Origin of the sequence: Pseudomonas sp. LjRoot277, from assembly GCF_964253845.1 — a bacterium.
Lineage (GTDB): Bacteria > Pseudomonadota > Gammaproteobacteria > Pseudomonadales > Pseudomonadaceae > Aquipseudomonas.
The window spans coordinates 5,196,267-5,213,555 of sequence record NZ_CAXURI020000001.1; the positions used below are offsets into that span (position 1 = coordinate 5,196,267).

At 59.7% G+C, this 17,289-nt stretch carries 13 protein-coding genes; 4 read left to right on the top strand and 9 right to left on the bottom strand.

Translation table 11 applies throughout. The annotated features are described in order from the left end of the window. Nucleotides 1-84: 84 nt before the first annotated feature. Both ACSQ87_RS24430 and ACSQ87_RS24435 read right to left on the bottom strand, forming a co-directional pair. Nucleotides 85-1,266, bottom strand: coding sequence for a CaiB/BaiF CoA transferase family protein (locus tag ACSQ87_RS24430; RefSeq protein WP_436274549.1), 1,182 nt, complete (start codon nucleotides 1,264-1,266; stop codon nucleotides 85-87). A 144-nt stretch (nucleotides 1,267-1,410) separates the two neighbouring features. Next, nucleotides 1,411-2,745: a dicarboxylate/amino acid:cation symporter gene (locus ACSQ87_RS24435; RefSeq protein ID WP_436274550.1), complete on the bottom strand. Its 1,335-nt coding sequence runs from the start codon at nucleotides 2,743-2,745 to the stop codon at nucleotides 1,411-1,413. Nucleotides 2,746-3,084: 339 nt separating this feature from the next. On the opposite strand from ACSQ87_RS24435, the gene ACSQ87_RS24440 reads away from it, so the two are divergent. Continuing rightward, entirely contained in the window at nucleotides 3,085-4,092 is a 1,008-nt protein-coding gene (locus ACSQ87_RS24440; protein WP_436274551.1) for an AraC family transcriptional regulator, read from the top strand. Nucleotides 4,093-4,265: 173 nt separating this feature from the next. Here ACSQ87_RS24440 and ACSQ87_RS24445 read toward each other — a convergent pair whose 3' ends face one another. From ACSQ87_RS24445 to ACSQ87_RS24460, 4 genes are all read right to left on the bottom strand, one after another. Further along, complete coding sequence (locus tag ACSQ87_RS24445; RefSeq protein ID WP_436274552.1) at nucleotides 4,266-4,628, bottom strand: DUF6124 family protein; 363 nt, start codon at nucleotides 4,626-4,628, stop codon at nucleotides 4,266-4,268. Between the two features lie 442 nt (nucleotides 4,629-5,070). After that, nucleotides 5,071-6,417, bottom strand: a complete 1,347-nt coding sequence (locus ACSQ87_RS24450) for an ATP-binding protein (protein ID WP_223433648.1) — start codon at nucleotides 6,415-6,417, stop codon at nucleotides 5,071-5,073. Then, nucleotides 6,414-7,091 (bottom strand): response regulator, encoded by a 678-nt coding sequence (locus ACSQ87_RS24455; RefSeq protein WP_046046505.1) that lies wholly within the window; start codon nucleotides 7,089-7,091, stop codon nucleotides 6,414-6,416. Before ACSQ87_RS24455 ends, ACSQ87_RS24450 begins: the two co-directional genes overlap by 4 nt. Nucleotides 7,092-7,207: 116 nt before the next feature. Then, complete coding sequence (locus tag ACSQ87_RS24460) at nucleotides 7,208-7,810, bottom strand: porin family protein (RefSeq protein WP_150657140.1); 603 nt, start codon at nucleotides 7,808-7,810, stop codon at nucleotides 7,208-7,210. A 145-nt stretch (nucleotides 7,811-7,955) separates the two neighbouring features. Here ACSQ87_RS24460 and ACSQ87_RS24465 point away from each other — a divergent pair, with 145 nt between their 5' ends. Both ACSQ87_RS24465 and ACSQ87_RS24470 read left to right on the top strand, forming a co-directional pair. Next, the gene (locus ACSQ87_RS24465) at nucleotides 7,956-8,747 is read left to right on the top strand and encodes a dienelactone hydrolase family protein (RefSeq protein ID WP_436274553.1); all 792 of its coding nucleotides are present in this window, start codon (nucleotides 7,956-7,958) and stop codon (nucleotides 8,745-8,747) included. Nucleotides 8,748-8,909: 162 nt separating this feature from the next. Next, nucleotides 8,910-9,635: a 4'-phosphopantetheinyl transferase family protein gene (locus ACSQ87_RS24470; protein WP_436274554.1), complete on the top strand. Its 726-nt coding sequence runs from the start codon at nucleotides 8,910-8,912 to the stop codon at nucleotides 9,633-9,635. A gap of 125 nt (nucleotides 9,636-9,760) precedes the next feature. Here the strand turns inward: ACSQ87_RS24470 and ACSQ87_RS24475 are convergent, their stop codons facing one another. After that, nucleotides 9,761-11,371 (bottom strand): ATP-binding protein, encoded by a 1,611-nt coding sequence (locus ACSQ87_RS24475; protein WP_095132467.1) that lies wholly within the window; start codon nucleotides 11,369-11,371, stop codon nucleotides 9,761-9,763. Then, nucleotides 11,368-12,081: a response regulator gene (locus tag ACSQ87_RS24480; protein WP_436274555.1), complete on the bottom strand. Its 714-nt coding sequence runs from the start codon at nucleotides 12,079-12,081 to the stop codon at nucleotides 11,368-11,370. Before ACSQ87_RS24480 ends, ACSQ87_RS24475 begins: the two co-directional genes overlap by 4 nt. Nucleotides 12,082-12,820: 739 nt before the next feature. On the opposite strand from ACSQ87_RS24480, the gene ACSQ87_RS24485 reads away from it, so the two are divergent. Beyond that, nucleotides 12,821-15,715 carry a ribonucleoside-diphosphate reductase subunit alpha gene (locus ACSQ87_RS24485; RefSeq protein WP_134103925.1) on the top strand — a complete coding sequence of 965 codons (2,895 nt, stop codon included), beginning with the start codon at nucleotides 12,821-12,823 and terminating at the stop codon, nucleotides 15,713-15,715. A gap of 244 nt (nucleotides 15,716-15,959) precedes the next feature. Here the strand turns inward: ACSQ87_RS24485 and flgE are convergent, their stop codons facing one another. Then, the gene (gene flgE, locus ACSQ87_RS24490) at nucleotides 15,960-17,276 is read right to left on the bottom strand and encodes a flagellar hook protein FlgE (protein ID WP_150657144.1); all 1,317 of its coding nucleotides are present in this window, start codon (nucleotides 17,274-17,276) and stop codon (nucleotides 15,960-15,962) included. Between the last annotated feature and the right edge of the window lie 13 nt (nucleotides 17,277-17,289).

A 17,289-nucleotide genomic window follows, 5' to 3' on the forward strand; every position in this document is an offset into this window, starting at 1 on the left:
AGGGGATCTTCGGTTTGACATATATCCAGTGTGGGAGCGGCGGTGCGACGATTCGACTTGCTCGCGAAGGCGTCCTGACATCCCCTACACAACCACCTTGGCACGGCGCAATTCCTCGATACGCTCAGCGCTGTACCCCAACTCCTTTAGCACCTGATCCGTATGCTGCCCTATGGCCGCACCGATATGCCTCGGCTCGGGCAATCCTTGCGAAAACTTCAACGGACACGCCATCTGCGCCTGAGTCGTCCCGTCACCACGTGGCACTTCGGTCACCAGTGTCCGCGCCTGCAACTGCGGATGCTGCACCGCCTCGCCCAAACTCAGCACAGGCTCGACACACGCATCGACCCCGGCAAACAACTCGCACAGTTGCGCAAAGTCATGCCTCTCGAACTCGGCTTTCAACTCATTCTTCAGCGCCTGTTGCTCGGCGGGTTTGGGCGACAGGCCCTTGGCCGCCAGTTCCGGCCGCCCCAGCGCCGCACACAGTTGTTTCATGAACGCGGGCTCCAGACTGCCCACCGAGAACCAGCGCCCATCGCGGGAACGGTAATAGTCGTAGAAACTGCCACCGTTGAGCAGCTGATTCTCCCTTCCCGGCTCCTCGCCACAGGCCAGATACCCGGCGCCGGCCATGGCGTTCAGGCTGAACACGCAGTCGGTCATGCTCACATCCAGATGCTGCCCCTGCCCGGTTTGCTGCCGGGCGATGACCGCCGCCAGTAGCCCGATCACCCCGTGCAACGAGCCACCGGCGATATCCGCCACTTGCATGCCCAACGGCAGCGGTCCGCTGTCGGCGTGGCCGGTGTAGCTCGCCAGCCCCGCCAGCGCCAGGTAATTGATGTCGTGGCCAGCGCGGTCCTTGTAGGGGCCGGTCTGGCCGTAACCGGTGATCGACACGTAGATCAGTTTCGGATTGATCGCCTTCAAGGCTTCATAACCCAGGCCCAATCGCTCCATCACACCGGGGCGGAACTGCTCCAGCACGATGTCGTAGTCCTGCAGCAACTGCTTGATCACCTCCAGCGCCTCGGGCTGCTTGAGGTCCAGCGCCAGGCTGCGCTTGTTGCGATTGAGGTAGGCGTGGCTGGCTGAAACTCCCTGATCGTGAGGCGGCAATACCCGCAGCAGGTCCATGCGCGTTGGCGATTCGATGCGCAGCACCTCGGCGCCCATGTCTGCCAACAACAACGAGGCGAGCGGCCCCGGCAGCAGTGTCGAGAAATCCAGAACCTTGAGGGATGCCAGTGGACCGAGCATGGGCGTTCTCCGTAAACGATGCCTCCAGACTAGGCAGCCGACGGCATTGCAGCAATCACCTTATGCGTCAGTTGCGCTGACCGTTACGCTCAAATCGCAGGCATGAAAAAACCCGCCGAAGCGGGTTTTTTCAGTGCAGCCGTCTTATTTGACGTTGGTTGGGGTTGCCCCTTCGACGTGGCCCAGAACATCGTCTTTAGGCTCGTCGGAGATACCGCGACCGCCAGAAGCCAGTTCCGCGTGCATCACGTCGGTGTCCAGTTCCTTGACCCACTTGGCGACAACCAGGGTGGCAACAGCGTTACCGACCAGGTTGGTCAGGGCACGGGCTTCGGACATGAAGCGGTCGATACCGAGGATCAGCGCCAGGCCGGCAACCGGCAGGTGGCCAACAGCGGACAAGGTGGCCGCCAACACGATGAAGCCACTACCGGTCACACCCGCAGCGCCTTTCGAGGACAGCAGCAACACCACCAGCAGGGTGATCTGGTGAGTGATGTCCATGTGGGTGTCGGTTGCTTGAGCAATAAACACCGCCGCCATGGTCAGGTAGATCGCCGTACCGTCGAGGTTGAACGAGTAACCGGTCGGGATCACCAGACCCACAACGGATTTCTGCGCGCCCAGGCGTTCCATCTTGATCAGCATGCGTGGCAGCACCGATTCCGAAGAAGAAGTACCCAGCACGATCAGCAGCTCTTCACGGATGTAGCGGATCACTTTCAGCACGCTGAAGCCGTGAGCGCGAGCGATACCGCCCAGTACGACCAGGATGAACAACAGGCAAGTGATGTAGAAGCAGGCCATCAACTGACCCAGTTGCACCAGCGAACCCACACCGTAGGCACCGATGGTGAACGCCATGGCACCGAAGGCACCCAGTGGCGCGAGCTTCATGATCATGTTGATGATGTTGAACATCACGTGGGCGAAGCGATCGATGAAGTCCAGGATCGGCTTGCCGTAGGCACCCAGGCGATGCAGGGCGAAACCGAAGATCACCGAGAACATCAGCACTTGCAGGATGTCGCCCGTGGCGAACGCGCCGACGATGGTGGACGGGATCACGTTCAGCAGGAAGCCAACGACGCTTTGATCAGCACCGGCCGCTACATAAGCAGCGACTTTGGAGGCATCCAGCGTAGTGACGTCGATGTGCATGCCGGCACCCGGCTGCACGATGTTGACCACCACCAGACCCACCAGCAAAGCGATGGTCGAAACGATTTCGAAGTACAGCAGCGCGTAACCGCCGGTCTTGCCGACCGACTTCATGTCCTGCATGCCCGCGATACCGCTGACGACGGTGCAGAAGATGATCGGGGCGATGATCATTTTGATCAGTTTGATGAACCCGTCACCCAGCGGCTTGAGGGCCACACCGGTCTGCGGGTAGAAGTGACCGAGCAGGATGCCGATGGCAATAGCAACGATCACCTGGAAATACAGGGATTTGTACAGTGGCTGACGAGTCGTCATTGCAAAGTTCCTCAAGAGTGCCCGGTGACAACATCCATCTGTTGCCAAAGACACTTCAATTGCGAACCCTCCTGCACTGGAGGGATTTGTTTTGTCGAGCTGCGCAACGGCAGGCATCTGCGGGTTGTATCGCAAGGCCCGTGCCACCTTCGTCAAATCGCCAGCAAGCCTTTTGACCTCAAGGGTTGCAGGTTTTTCTTTGTCACCAAACGGTTACCGCAAAGTGGCGGATTTCCGCCCATCGACCAAACCTCGTCCTGCAAATTGGCGGATATCCGCCTTGTTCATCATCAGGCACCACGGCTACCATCCGCCGTTCAATGGACGGACTTGCCTTCTATGCGCGAACGCACCATCGCCAGTCATTTCGCCCGTGCCGCCCTTGGTGGCGCACGCCGGCTGGGTTATGACTATTCAGAACTGTTGCAACAACTGGGGATCAGCCCCGAGTTGCTTGAGGAGCCACGTGCACGCATCGCGCCCGAGCAGTTCACCCGTTTGATCCAGGGACTGTGGTTGGCACTGGACGACGAATACCTGGGTTTCGGGCCGGTTCCGAGCAAAACCGGCAGCTTCGCGATGATGTGCCATGCGGTGATCCACTGCCGCACTCTGGAGAAAGCACTCCACCGCGGCTTATTATTTTATAGCTTATTCCCCGACAGCCCGCGTCTGACCCTGACCCGCGAAGACGACATGATTCGCCTGAGCCTCGACGATTCGCAATTCCGCGACCCGGACCACTTCCTCACCGAGAGCCAGCTGATGGTGTGGCATCGACTCGGCAGCTGGCTGATCGGCCAGCGCATTCGGCTGGAACAGGCGACGTTCAGCTACCCGAAACCCGAGCACGGCGCCGAATACGATTTGCTGTTCCCGTGCCCGATGGAGTTTTCCACGGATCAGAGCAGCCTGCTGTTTCACAGTCGCTACCTGAACATGCCACTGCTGCAGGACGAACGGACACTCAAACATTTCCTCGAACACTCCCCCGCCGACCTGTTGTCGCGCCCGGACGACGGCGACAGTTTGAGCAGCCAGCTGCGCCGATTGCTCAGCCGCGACAGTTCACGCTGGCCGGACCTGGAAGAGGTGGCCGCGCACCTGCACATCAGCCCGCAGACCTTGCGTCGGCATTTGCGGGAGGAAGGGTCGAGTTTTCAGGAATTGAAGGATCAGCTGCGGCGGGACATTGCGATTTATCACCTGGGGCGGGCGGATTTGTCGTTGCAACAGATTGCCGAGCAGCTGGGGTTTTCCGAGCCTTCGGCGTTTCACCGGGCGTTCAAGAAATGGACCGGGTTGACGCCGGGCGCTTACCGCGCCCAGGAGCAGCCCTCACCCTAACCCTCTCCCAGAGGTAGAGGGGACTGACCGAGTTGTTTTAAGAAATTCTGCGACCTGAAAGACCCCGTCGATTATGGATTCGGTGCAGGACTTTCAGGTCGCAGGATAGGCCGAACATCCCCCGATCAGTCCCCTCTCCCTCCGGGAGAGGGTTAGGGTGAGGGCTGAATCCGCTAGCCCTGTGGATCGATGTTATCCAGCGCCCGATTCACCGCTAGCTCCCCCAGCGTGATGATCTGCGCAATACCCAACAGCGAATTGCGACTCGCCCCCTCCATATGATCCGCCAGGTCCATGGTCATGACATTGGCCGAGGCCAGCGACTCGCACGCATGGGCCAACAGGGTTTCGGTATCGAGTTCCGGGTTGACGATGAACATGGTGCCGGGTGTGCGTGGGGTGGCTTTGATGTGGACGGCCGGGTTGAGGTAATGATCGAGGGTGCGGTCGGTGGCTTCGTTGAGTTTTTTGGACTCAGGGGTTTCGTGCGGGGAAACCGTGTCGGTTTCCGGGGGATTTGGGGTGATCTTGAACATTTGAAGCTCCTAGAGTGACGGAGCCGCTACGCATCGCTGCTAAACGAAAAAGGGGTGGCGGCTGTACGCGGGTTAGCAGACCAGGACTCTAGAACCCGGCGCACCGAAGTGCCCCACGCAAAGCCGCCATAACATCAACGGCGGACGCTGTACGTCTAGAGATGACCCGAGCTGCTAAACCCGATCGCTGATGGTCAGCGACAGGGAAACGATAGGGCCCCAGACCCAAGGCGCACAAGCCGGCGGATTCTGGCGTAGTCGTAGGCAGCGGCGCAAGGATGTGTAGCCTGAGTGAGTGTTTGGAGATGTGTTTTAAACACCGTCGTTCAAGATCAAGAGATCGCAGCCTCGTTTCACTCGACAGCTCCTACAGGCGCACGCCGAACCCTGTAGGAGCTGTCGAGTGAAACGAGGCTGCGATCTTTTCGGTCACGCACCGATCTCAAACCACCGGGAAATGAATCCGGAACGCCGCCCCGCCCATCGGCGAATCCCCCAGCGTCAACTTCGCGCTGTAGCTCTCAATGATGTCCTTCACCACTGCCAACCCAATCCCCTGCCCCGGATGCTGCCGATCCAGCCGCTCTCCCCTTTGCAGAATCCGCGCCCGCTGATCAGGTGGCACGCCCGGCCCATCATCCTCGACACACAACTCAATCCCGCTCAGGCTTTCACGCACGCTGATGCGTACTTCGCCGAGGCACAGGCGATAGGCGTTTTCCAGCAGGTTGCCCATCATTTCCAGCAACGCGCCCTGCTCGATCGGCACGTAACACTGCTCCGGCAGATCGAAGGCGACCCGCACGCGCTTGTCGCGGTAGACCTTGTCCAGGGTGTCGCACAGGCTTTGCAGCACCGGGCGCAGGCGTACCTGATGGCGTACCAGACCGCTTTTGCGCAGGCTGGCGCGTTGCAGTTGATAGCTGATCTGCTGGCTCATGCGTTCGATCTGGGTTTGCAGCACCCAGGCCTGATCGCGATCGGCCGGGCGCAGGGCCATGTCCTCGCTGACGCCTTGCAGCACGGTCAGCGGGGTTTTCAGGCTGTGGGCCAGGTCGTCGAGGGAATCGCGATAGCGGCTGCGTTGTTCGCGCTCGCTGTGCAGCAAGCGGTTGAGGGAGCCGGTCAGGCGCAGCAGTTCGCGCGGGTGTTGTTCGCTTAGGCTTTCGCGGGTGCCGCTTTCGATCTCGTCCAGCTCCTGACTGAGTCGGCGCAATGCTTGCAAACCCCAGGTCAAACCGATCCACAGCAACGCAAGCAACACCAGCAATGCGGCACCGAATCCGAGGTAGAGGTTTTCCCGCAGGCCTTCGAGGGTGGCTTCGTACTCACGCACCGGTTGCAGCGCGACGATGCTGAACGCCGCGCTCTTGCCGCCGAGCAGTTTGACTTCGACGTCGTAGACGAAGAATTCCTGACCATCGGCCTCGCGAATTCGGGCGAACTCGTTGCCGCGTCCGTCATAACGCGGTTTGTAGTTGATCTTCTCTTCGCGGGTGGCTTTCGAGCGCCACACCAAGTGAGCTTCGCGGTCGTAGATGTAGCCGAGCAAACGGCTGTCGGTCAGGTTGAAGCGCTCGTCGGGCAACTGCGCCGGCATTTGCAGGGTGTTATTTTCCACCCGGGCGGCGGAAATCAGCGTGGTGACGTCCGACGCCAGGCGCTGTTCGATCGAGTCCTGCAACGCCAGGCTGAACGCGCCCTGCATCGCCGGCAGCAACGCCAGCATGAACAACACCGCCAGGATCGTGGCGGCGAGCATCAAACGGACGCGAAGGGAACGAATCAAGTGCAGCGCTCATTGAACAGGTAGCCGAGGCCACGCACGGTATCGATCGGTTTGAAGCCGGCCGGGCCTTCGAGTTTGCGGCGCAGACGGCCGACCAACACTTCGATCACGTTCGGATCGCGCTCGTCGTCGTCCGGGTAGAGCTGTTCCATCAAGCGGTCCTTGGCCACCACTTGCTGGTGATGCCGCATCAGGTACTCGAGGATCCGATACTCGTAAGCGGTCAGCGCCAGCGGTTGTTCATCGAGGGACGCCTGTTTGCGATTGAGGTCCAGCAGCAACGGCCCGGCGACGATGGTCGACTGGGTGAAACCGCTGGAGCGGCGCAGCAAGGCATTCAGGCGCGCGTCGAGTTCTTCGAACTGGAACGGCTTGACCACGTAATCGTCGGCGCCGGCGGCGAGGCCTTCGACCTTGTCCTGCCAATTGCCGCGCGCGGTGAGGATCAGGATCGGGAAAGTCTTGCCGCGCGAGCGCAGCTGGCGGATCAGGTCGAGCCCGCCCATGCCCGGCAGGCCGAGGTCGATCACCGCCAGGTCATGGTTGTACTGCTCGGTCTGGTACAGCGCCTCTTCGGCATTGGCCACGGACTCGACCACGTGGCCGCTGTCCGTCAGGCGGGTTTGCAGGTGATGGCGCAACAGCGCTTCATCTTCGACGACCAGCAGTTTCATAACGCTCTCCCAGGCAAATCATCATCTCCAGAGGCACGTGCACCTCGATGGCTAACATGGCGACGCCGGATCAGCCGCTTGGGTTGATCCGGCTCAGGCCTTTCACGGAACGCTTCTTAGAAAGCGTAGTTCGCCGACAGGTAGGTCTGGGCGCTGCTGGTCAGGTCCAGCGAACCCTGTTTGCTGCCACCGCGTTCGCTCATCTCGGTGCTGGCGTTGCTGCGCAGGTAACGGTAACCCAGTTCCACCGAGGTGTTTTGCGAAACCTGTTGCAGCACACCCAATTGGCCGCCGATGGCGTAACCGATGTCGCTGTCGCGGCTGAAGCCTGGGGAATCCTGAGTCATTTTGGTCAACCCGGCCGTGGCGCCACCGAACAACTTGGTGCTGCCGCCCACCGGGTAGAACAGATCGTAGCTGCCCAGGAGGTTTTCCTGACGCAGTTTAATGCCATTGTGCGAGCCCGACACGTTGTCGTAAGTGGCGTAGTAGCGGCCCTGGCTGTTTTGCTGGCCCAGACGCACACCCCAGGTGTTGTCCTTGCCGATCACGCCGTCGGCGTTCGGGCTGTTGAGGTTGTCGTTCAGGGCGTGGGACTTTTTAACCTTGTCGCTGGTCTGTCCAAAAGTAAGGCTGGCGAAATTGTCGTTGGAAGCGAAAGCCGCGGTACTCGCGCTCAGGACAGTGAAAGCCAGAAGCAGTTTTTTGAAGCCAGTCATAGGGGCGTTCCTTATGCGCTATGTGCTATTTGGGTACGGGGCAAGGTTACTCACCCGGCCCTGAACTCCCCCTGAACGCACTCTGAACCTGAGCTGAATCAAATCGACTCGGCTGTTTTGATGACCCTTTGCAGGAGATCCGACCATGCGTGTTTTCCTCGCCCTCGTATTACTGGCCTTGAGCGGGCTCAGCCAAGCCGCGATCAAGACTCAGGAAATCCCCTATCAAAGTGCTGACGGCACCAAGATGATCGGTTACTTCGCCTATGACGACGCCATCAAAGGCGCACGCCCTGGCGTGGTGGTGGTGCACGAATGGTGGGGGCTCAACGAATACACCAAGCGTCGCGCCCGTGATCTCGCCGGCCTGGGTTACAGCGCGCTGGCCATCGACATGTATGGCGATGGCAAAAACACCGAGCATCCCAAGGACGCCATGGCCTTCATGCAGGCAGCGTTGAAAGACAGTGGCGCGGCGAGCGCGCGCTTTCAGGCCGGGCTCGATCTGCTGAAGAAACAGCCGCAAACCGATCCGGACAAAATCGCCGCTATCGGTTATTGCTTCGGCGGTGGCGTGGTGCTGAATGCGGCACGTCAGGGTTTGCCGCTGGCGGGCGTGGTGAGTTTTCACGGCGCGCTGGCGACCAAGACGCCTGCCACACCGGGTAGTGTGAAAGCGAAAATCCTTGTTGAACATGGGGCGATGGACAGCATGATCACGCCGGATAACGTGGCAGCGTTCAAGGCTGAGATGGACAAGGCTGGGGCTGACTATAAGTTCGTCAGCCTTGAAGGCGCCAAGCATGGGTTCAGCAACCCTGATGCGGATCGGTTGAGCCATGGCGATCATGCCGGGCCGGATATTGGCTACGACAAAGCGGCGGATGAAAAATCCTGGGCGGACATGCAGGCGTTCTTCAAAAAAATTTTTGGTTGATCAGGTAGACCGCGGCGCGGCCTTCGCGAGCAAGCCCGCTCCCACATTGGATTTGTGTCACGACGAAGATCCAATGTGGGAGCGGGCTTGCTCGCGAATGGCAACACCTCGGTCTAACGTCAAGACTACCCAGCCTGAGAGCAACCCGGCAAAATGCCCCACATGAATCGCGCCCCCGCCCTCCCCGTCTGCTGCACTCCACTCGATGCCCATTGGCCGCTGCCGTTTGCGCTGCCCGGTACGGTGCTGTTGAGCACTCACTTCGATACCTCGCAACTGGCCAGCGATGATTTCCAGCGCAGCGGCATCGAGCCGCCGCCCACCATCCAGCGTTCGGTCGCCAAGCGTCAGGCCGAGTTCCTCGCCGGGCGGGTTTGTGCTCGGGCGGCGTTGCAACAGTTGGAAGGGCTGAACTTTATCCCGGCCATCGGCGAAGACCGGGCACCGGTGTGGCCGACGCACATCACGGGCTCGATCACCCACAGCACCGGCCGGGCCTCGGCGATTGTCGCGAAGAAAACCCACTGGCGCGGCCTGGGGATGGACCTGGAAAACCTGCTCAACCCTGAACGGGCCGAGCGACTGGCCGGGGAAATCCTCACACCGCCCGAGTTGCAACGCATGACCGCTGGCCCTCGCGATCAACTGGCGATGCTGGTGACCCTGACGTTTTCGGTGAAGGAAAGCCTGTTCAAGGCGCTGTATCCGATCGTTCAGCAGCGCTTCTATTTTGAACATGCCGAAGTGCTGGAGTGGACCGAGAGCGGTGAAGTGCGGCTGCGGTTGCTGACTGATTTGTCCAGCGAGTGGCGCAATGGCACTGAGCTGGAGGCGCAGTTCGGGGTGGTGGATGGGCAGTTGTTGAGTCTGGTCAGCATCAAGGCCTGACATTTGTGGGGCCTGGGACGGCCTCTTCGCGAGCAAGCCCGCTCCCACATTGGATCTATGTCTCACGCAAATCCCCTGTGGGAGCGGGCTTGCTCGCGAAGGCGGTCCATCATTCACCACAAGCCTCAACGCTTCTCCTGATTCCTCGGCCAGCTCAGGCTGAAACACGCCCCGCCCAGGCTTTTGCTCTTGCTGATCAACGCCCGGCCATCATGCCAATGGATGATTCGCCGCACGATGGACAACCCCAACCCATGCCCACCGGAGGCGCGGGTGCGGCTGTCATCGAGGCGCAGGAACGGCGTGAAAATCTTCTCCCAGGCCGTTTCCGGCACACCCGGCCCGTCATCTTCGACATCCACTCGACAGCGCTGCTGCCCCACCTGATAGCTGACGGTCACCCGTGATTGAGCGTGGCGCATGGCGTTGCTCACCAGGTTCTGCAATGCCCGGTGCAGGTAGCGCGGCTCGGCCTCGACCCAGGCGTCGTCGTTGTCAGCGGCGGACAAACACAAACCGCGCTGCACCGTGACCTCGGCGCGTAACGGCGCCAGTTCTTCGATCACTTGATTGACCAACGCATCCAGATCGATCCGCTGAAAATTCAGCGCCGGTGAGCCCTGCTCCAGTCGTGCGTAGGTGAGCATCTCGTCCACCAATCGATCGAGATCCTCGATGTCGTGGTCCATGCCTTCACAGTATTTTTCCAACGCCTGCGGCGTGGTGGCCGAGCCGATCATTTCCAGACCAAAACGCAACCGCGCCACGGGTGTGCGCAGCTCATGAGACACGGCGCGCACCAGCTCACGCTGGATCGCCAGCAACTGCTGCAAGTGCTCGGCCATGCCGTTGAACGCCGAAGCCAGCCGTCCCACCGAGTCCGCGCCGCGTGCCGGCACGCGGGTTTCCAGGCTGCCCTTGGCGATGCGCGTGGCGGCCGCTTCCAGGCCACGCAAACGGCGCTCAAGTTGGCGCACCAACAAATAGACGATCAAGCCGATCAGGCTCAAACCCAGGGCGGCGATCAGCACCAGCCATTCCGGCGGATAAGGATTCATCTGATACAACGGGCCGATTTCCAGCACCCACGGCGTACCGACCATGCCGGCAAACACCCGGATCGAATCACCGCCCTTGCCCAGCGCCATCACCGTGTCGCCCTCGGACACCCGGCGACTCTGGTCCTCGTCCATGTCCGCCTGTTCGATCGTCACCAACCGCAAGTCGAAACCAAACCCTTTGTCGCGCTTCAACTGCGCCAGGCGCTCGGGTTGCTCGGCCACCGGGTAGCGCACCAGTTCGTCGGCCAACAGGTAAATAGTCGCCCGGGCCAGTTGTTCGCTGATCTGCTGGACTTCGCCGGTCAGCACCAACTGTTCCTTGTCACTGACCAGTCGATACACCTTCGCCGCGTGCGGACCGGTCTGTTCCACCAGCGCCTGACCGCGCAGCACGCGGGTGCGTTGGGTGAGGTCGAGGTCGGTTTGGGCAAAGGTCTTCAGCGCCAGAGGAATCCCCAGCAACCGCTCCCACACCAGCAAGGCACGGTGGCGCTCGGTTTCGTTCATCGGGTTCAGATTGTCGGCCATCAACGAGAACGTGCCGTGGGCGAGGCGTTCGCGGTATTGCTCGCCGCGCACCTGGTTGAGCAGGTGCAAGGCCAGCACGCCGAGTACGGCGACCAGAATCAGCGCCGCGCACATGCCACCGTAAATGCGCAGGAAGATAGAGTTCACAGCGTGCAGGCTTCCGGAACGAACAGATAACCTTTGCTGCGGATGGTCTTGATCAGCCGCGGATGCTCCGGGTCATCGCCGATTTTCGGGCGAATGCGCGAGATGCGCACGTCGATGGAACGGTCCTGGCCGTCATAGCCAATGCCACGCAGCGCGGTGAAAATCTCTTCCCGGGACAGGATGCGTCCGGCGTTGGCCACCAGCAGCCAGAGCAAGTCAAACTCTGCGCTGGTCAACTCGATGCCGTTGTCGTTCAGCCAGGCTTCGCGCAATGCGTTGTCGACCACCAAGGGACCGAACTGCAGACGCCGTTGTTTTTCCGGCGCCACTTCAGGGGCTTCACTGCGTCGCAACAGGGCCTGGATGCGCGCCAGCAGCAGACGTGGGCGAACCGGTTTGCACACGTAGTCGTCGGCGCCCAGGTCCAGGCCAAGAATCTGATCGGTGTCGTCGGTGCGGGCGGTGAGCATCAGGATCGGTCCGTCATACTTGTCGCGGACCTTGCGGCAGATGCTCAGGCCATCTTCGCCCGGCAACATCAGGTCGAGGATCACCAGGTCCGGTTTCTCCTTGATGATCCGTGCCGCGGCAAAGGCGCCGTTGCCCTCGATCGATACGCGCAGACCATTGGCTTCCAGGTAGTCGCGGGTCAGTTCGGCCAGACGCTGGTCGTCCTCGACAATCAATACCTGCCAGGCTTCTTGCTCCACGGTGACCTCTGCTTGCCAACAACACTTAATAAGGAAGGATCCGCCCGTCTTTTTGTAATGATTGGGGAGGATAAGAATGCATCTGCATTGGCCGATTGTATAAACGCCGCTCGCCAAGAACACAAGCCGGTAAATGCGTTCGGACAACGCGGTTTTTTGTGATAGGGTTCGCGCCCTTAAAAATCCAAATGACCGTTTTCAATCATTGAAAATCAGTGAAAAACGGTCCGCTCCAGCTAGGTCGCGGCCTACACGCTCGTTCTACGTTTCACACACAATTTACGCACAGGTTTATCCACAGGTAGTACGTTGCAACACCCTCCAAAACGCATTATCTTGTACCTCGGCGCGAAAAAAACCCTACATGTAGGGTTTTACGCCAAAAACAAAACACAAACCGGCCACCGATTTCAAGCGCTTTTATTGCCTCTTTCCGGTTGAACCAAACGTATTTTTGAAAGACCAAACCGCGCGTGCGGATGGCTACTGTTTTTGAGCCGAATACGGCGTTAACGGTACGGGTGTTGCAGTCGATTACTGTCACCCAAAAGGATCCCGGTTTCAGGTTCAAGGCCTGGGACCAAAGACTTCGGCATGGAAGCGGCGCCCCAATTGCCCCTTCCTGATCTGTCCCGAAGTTGGTATGCCCGGCCCCTCGCCGGTTGTAGTGCTTCAGGACGGAACGGTGGGCACCGTGATGGTGCCCAAACAAACATAGAGAATGTGGAGACAACCCCCCATGCAAACCGACACAACTCGCGAGAACCCGCAGGGCACCTTGCCGCAGGCCGCAGATTCGACTTCGGATCTGTCCGCCACCGCGCCTGGCCAACTGCGCGTGATCAAGCGTAACGGCACTGTCGTTCCTTACACCGATGACAAAATCACCGTCGCTATCACCAAAGCGTTTCTCGCAGTTGAGGGCGGCACCGCTGCCGCTTCGTCGCGAATCCACGACACCGTTGCCCGTCTGACCGAACAAGTCACCGCGACCTTCAAGCGTCGCATGCCTTCGGGCGGCACCATCCACATCGAAGAAATCCAGGACCAGGTCGAACTGGCCCTGATGCGTGCCGGCGAGCAGAAAGTGGCCCGCGACTACGTGATCTACCGTGACGGTCGTTCGAAAGAACGCGCTGCCCACGCACCGGCCGAAGAAGCAGTCAACGCTCACCCGTCGATCCGCATCACCCGCGCCGATGGCACCTTTGCTCCTCTGGACATGGGCCGCCTGAACACCATCGTCACTGAAGCGTGCGAAGGCCTTGCAGAAGTCGACGGCGACCTGATCCAGCGCGAAACCCTGAAAAACCTGTACGACGGCGTGGCCCTGACCGACGTCAACACCGCGTTGGTGATGACCGCCCGTACCTTGGTTGAGCGTGAGCCGAACTACTCGTTCGTGACCGCTCGCCTGCTGATGGACACCCTGCGTGCCGAAGGCCTGAGCTTCCTGGAAGTCGCCGAAAGCGCGACCCACCACGAAATGGTCGACCTGTACGCCAAGGCCTTGCCTGCGTACATCGCCAAAGGTATCGAATTCGAATTGCTGAACCCGATCCTGGCGACCTTCGACCTGGAAAAACTCGGCAAGGCGATCAACCACGAGCGCGATCAGCAGTTCACGTACCTGGGCCTGCAAACCCTGTACGACCGTTACTTTATCCACAAGGACGGTATCCGCTTCGAACTGCCGCAAATCTTCTTCATGCGCGTGGCCATGGGCCTGGCGATCGAAGAGAAGAACAAAGAAGACCGTGCGATCGAGTTCTACAACCTGCTGTCGTCCTTCGACTACATGTCGTCGACCCCGACCCTGTTCAACGCCGGTACTCTGCGTCCACAGCTGTCGAGCTGCTACCTGACCACCGTGCCGGATGACCTGTCGGGCATCTACCACGCGATCCACGACAACGCCATGTTGTCGAAATTCGCGGGCGGCCTGGGCAACGACTGGACTCCGGTTCGTGCACTCGGTTCGTACATCAAGGGCACCAACGGCAAATCCCAGGGCGTTGTTCCGTTCCTGAAAGTAGTGAACGACACCGCCGTTGCCGTTAACCAGGGTGGCAAGCGCAAAGGCGCTGTGTGTGCCTACCTGGAAACCTGGCACATGGACATCGAAGAGTTCATCGAGCTGCGCAAGAACACCGGTGATGATCGTCGTCGTACCCACGACATGAACACTGCCAACTGGATCCCTGACCTGTTCATGAAGCGCGTCTTCGATGACGGCAAGTGGACCCTGTTCTCGCCGTCCGAAGTGCCGGACCTGCACGACCTGACCGGCAAGGCTTTCGAAGAGCGTTACGAGTACTACGAAGCCCTGTCCGAGTACCCGGGCAAGATCAAGCTGTTCAAGACCATCCAGGCCAAAGACCTGTGGCGCAAAATGCTGTCCATGCTGTTTGAAACCGGCCACCCATGGCTGACCTTCAAAGACCCGTGCAACCTGCGTAGCCCGCAGCAGCACGTCGGCGTGGTTCACAGCTCGAACCTGTGCACCGAGATCACCTTGAACACCAACAAGGACGAGATCGCCGTTTGCAACCTGGGCTCGATCAACCTGCCGAACCACATCACCAACGGCAAGCTGGACACCGCCAAGCTGGAACGCACCGTGAACACCGCCGTTCGCATGCTCGATAACGTTATCGACATCAACTACTACTCGGTGCCGCAAGCGAAGAACTCCAACTTCAAGCACCGTCCGGTCGGTCTGGGCATCATGGGCTTCCAGGACGCTCTGTACCTGCAGCACATCCCTTACGGTTCCGACGCTGCCGTCGAGTTCGCCGACAAGTCGATGGAAGCGGTCAGCTACTACGCGATCCAGGCTTCCTGCGACCTGGCCGACGAGCGCGGTGCCTACGAGACGTTCCAGGGTTCGCTGTGGTCCAAAGGCATCCTGCCGCTGGATTCGCAACAGATCCTGATCGAGCAACGTGGCCAGAAGTACATCGACGTTGACCTGAACGAATCCCTGGACTGGGCACCGGTTCGTGCCCGCGTTCAGAAAGGCATTCGTAACTCCAACATCATGGCCATCGCACCGACCGCGACCATCGCCAACATCACTGGCGTATCGCAGTCGATCGAACCGACCTACCAGAACCTCTACGTGAAATCGAACCTGTCGGGCGAATTCACCGTGATCAACCCGTACCTGGTTCGCGACCTGAAAGCTCGCGGTCTGTGGGACTCGGTCATGATCAACGACCTGAAGTACTACGACGGTTCGGTGCAACAGATCGAGCGCATCCCGCAAGAACTCAAAGAGCTCTACGCGACTGCCTTCGAAGTGGACACCAAGTGGATCGTTGACGCGGCAAGCCGTCGTCAGAAGTGGATCGACCAGGCTCAGTCGCTGAACCTGTACATCGCTGGCGCATCGGGCAAGAAGCTGGACGTGACCTACCGCATGGCCTGGTACCGTGGTCTGAAAACCACTTACTACCTCCGTGCCCTGGCTGCGACCAGCACCGAGAAGTCGACCATCAACACCGGCAAGCTGAACGCTGTTTCCAGCGGCGGCAACCACGGTGAAGATTCGGTCCTGGCAGCGCCTGCCGGCCCTGCTCCAGTGCCGAAGGCTTGCGCCATCGACGAGCCGGATTGCGAAGCTTGCCAATAAGCTGAGCCGGTAGGCGCTAAAAGGCGCTTACCTGGATAACCCCCGATCGGTCCTCTGGATTGTCGGGGGTTTTCTTTTGCCTGCCTTTCAAGATCAAAAGATCGCAGCCTCGTTTCACTCGACAGCTCCTACAGGGGACCGCTATTTCCTGTAGGAGCTGTCGAGTGAAACGAGGCTGCGATCTTTTTGCCAGCCATAAAAAAGCCCCTCTTGCGAGGGGCTCTTTATGCAGCGCTATCCAGCATCAGGTCATCTGAATGATGGTCTGCATGATGGTGCTTTGGGTGGAGATGGTCTTGGCGTTCGCCTGGTAGTTGCTCTGCGCCTTGATCAGGTCGACCAGTTCATTGGTCAGGTTGACGTTGGACTCTTCCAGGGAGTTGGAGGCGATCGAACCCAGGGTGCCGGTTTCCGGCGCATCGTAGCCCGGGATACCCGACGCGTAGGTTTCTTTCCAGCTGGTGCCACCGACTGGCTGCAGACCTTGCTCGTTGGTGAAGCTGGCAAGGGAGATCTGGCCGATAGGCTTGGTCTGATTGTTGCTGAAGTTAGCCAGCAACACACCGCTTCCGTCGATGGTGAGGTTGGTGATCTGGCCAGTGGCGTAACCGTTCTGGGAAGGAATCGAACGCGCGGTATCGGCGTTGAACTGGGTGGTGTTGGCCATGGAGATGGTTACACCCGCCGGGTCGGCGGCGGCGCCGTTGGCTTTCCAGACGCCGGCGGTCACGGTGCCCGGAACCCAGCCGGTAATCTTCAGATCGCTGCTGATGGTCGGGCCGGGCGGAGTGCTGACCTGGAGCAACTTGCCTGACGTGTCGAACGTCATGGTCGAAGGGACCGGAGCCGTAGCGGCAACAGCAGGGTCGCTGCCATCCGGGTTGCGACCATCGATCAGGGTGTAGGTATCCCACGTGTTGGCCCCAGTTTTGACCATGTATTGATCCATGGTGTGCTGGTTGCCCTGAGTGTCGAAAATCGGGGTACTGAACTGCTTGGTGAAGGTGGCGGACTTGGTCGGATCGAACTTGTTGGTCAGAACCGCCTGGTCGATTATGTCAGCCGAAGAGTTCAGGTTGATCGTCGACGACACGGTGGTGGTGGTTTTCGGCGCCAGGTTGGAGGTGTCAATGCGCAGGTCGGTCAACACACCGTTCTGAATCTTGCCATTGGCATCCACACCGTAGCCCTGCAGACGCGAAGTGCCGTCGGTGTTAGTGACGTAACCGTCCTTGTCGACCTTGAACGTACCGGCACGGGTGTAGGACAGCGAACCGCTGTTGCTCAGTACGAAGAAGCCGGAACCGTTGATGCCCATGTCCAGCACGTTACCGGTGTTGTTGATGTCGCCCTGGGTGAACTGTTGAGAAACGTTGGCCAGACGTACACCGTTACCGGTGGTCTTGTTACCGGACCCCAGCTTGCTTGCCGAGTACACGTCTTCGAATTCTGCACGGGACGATTTGAAACCGGTGGTCGCGACGTTGGCGATGTTGTTGCCAGTCACGTCCAGTTGTTTGTTGGCTGCATAGAGACCGCTAAGGCCGATATTGAAAGACATATTCCACTCCTTT

Coding starts and splice junctions, on each gene's coding strand:
- ACSQ87_RS24430 (WP_436274549.1), bottom strand. CDS start 1,266: ATGCTCGGTCCACTGGCATCCCTCAAGGTTCTGGATTTCTCGACACTG.
- ACSQ87_RS24435 (WP_436274550.1), bottom strand. CDS start 2,745: ATGACGACTCGTCAGCCACTGTACAAATCCCTGTATTTCCAGGTGATC.
- ACSQ87_RS24440 (WP_436274551.1), top strand. CDS start 3,085: ATGCGCGAACGCACCATCGCCAGTCATTTCGCCCGTGCCGCCCTTGGT.
- ACSQ87_RS24445 (WP_436274552.1), bottom strand. CDS start 4,628: ATGTTCAAGATCACCCCAAATCCCCCGGAAACCGACACGGTTTCCCCG.
- ACSQ87_RS24455 (WP_046046505.1), bottom strand. CDS start 7,091: ATGAAACTGCTGGTCGTCGAAGATGAAGCGCTGTTGCGCCATCACCTG.
- ACSQ87_RS24460 (WP_150657140.1), bottom strand. CDS start 7,810: ATGACTGGCTTCAAAAAACTGCTTCTGGCTTTCACTGTCCTGAGCGCG.
- ACSQ87_RS24465 (WP_436274553.1), top strand. CDS start 7,956: ATGCGTGTTTTCCTCGCCCTCGTATTACTGGCCTTGAGCGGGCTCAGC.
- ACSQ87_RS24470 (WP_436274554.1), top strand. CDS start 8,910: ATGAATCGCGCCCCCGCCCTCCCCGTCTGCTGCACTCCACTCGATGCC.
- ACSQ87_RS24485 (WP_134103925.1), top strand. CDS start 12,821: ATGCAAACCGACACAACTCGCGAGAACCCGCAGGGCACCTTGCCGCAG.
- flgE (WP_150657144.1), bottom strand. CDS start 17,276: ATGTCTTTCAATATCGGCCTTAGCGGTCTCTATGCAGCCAACAAACAA.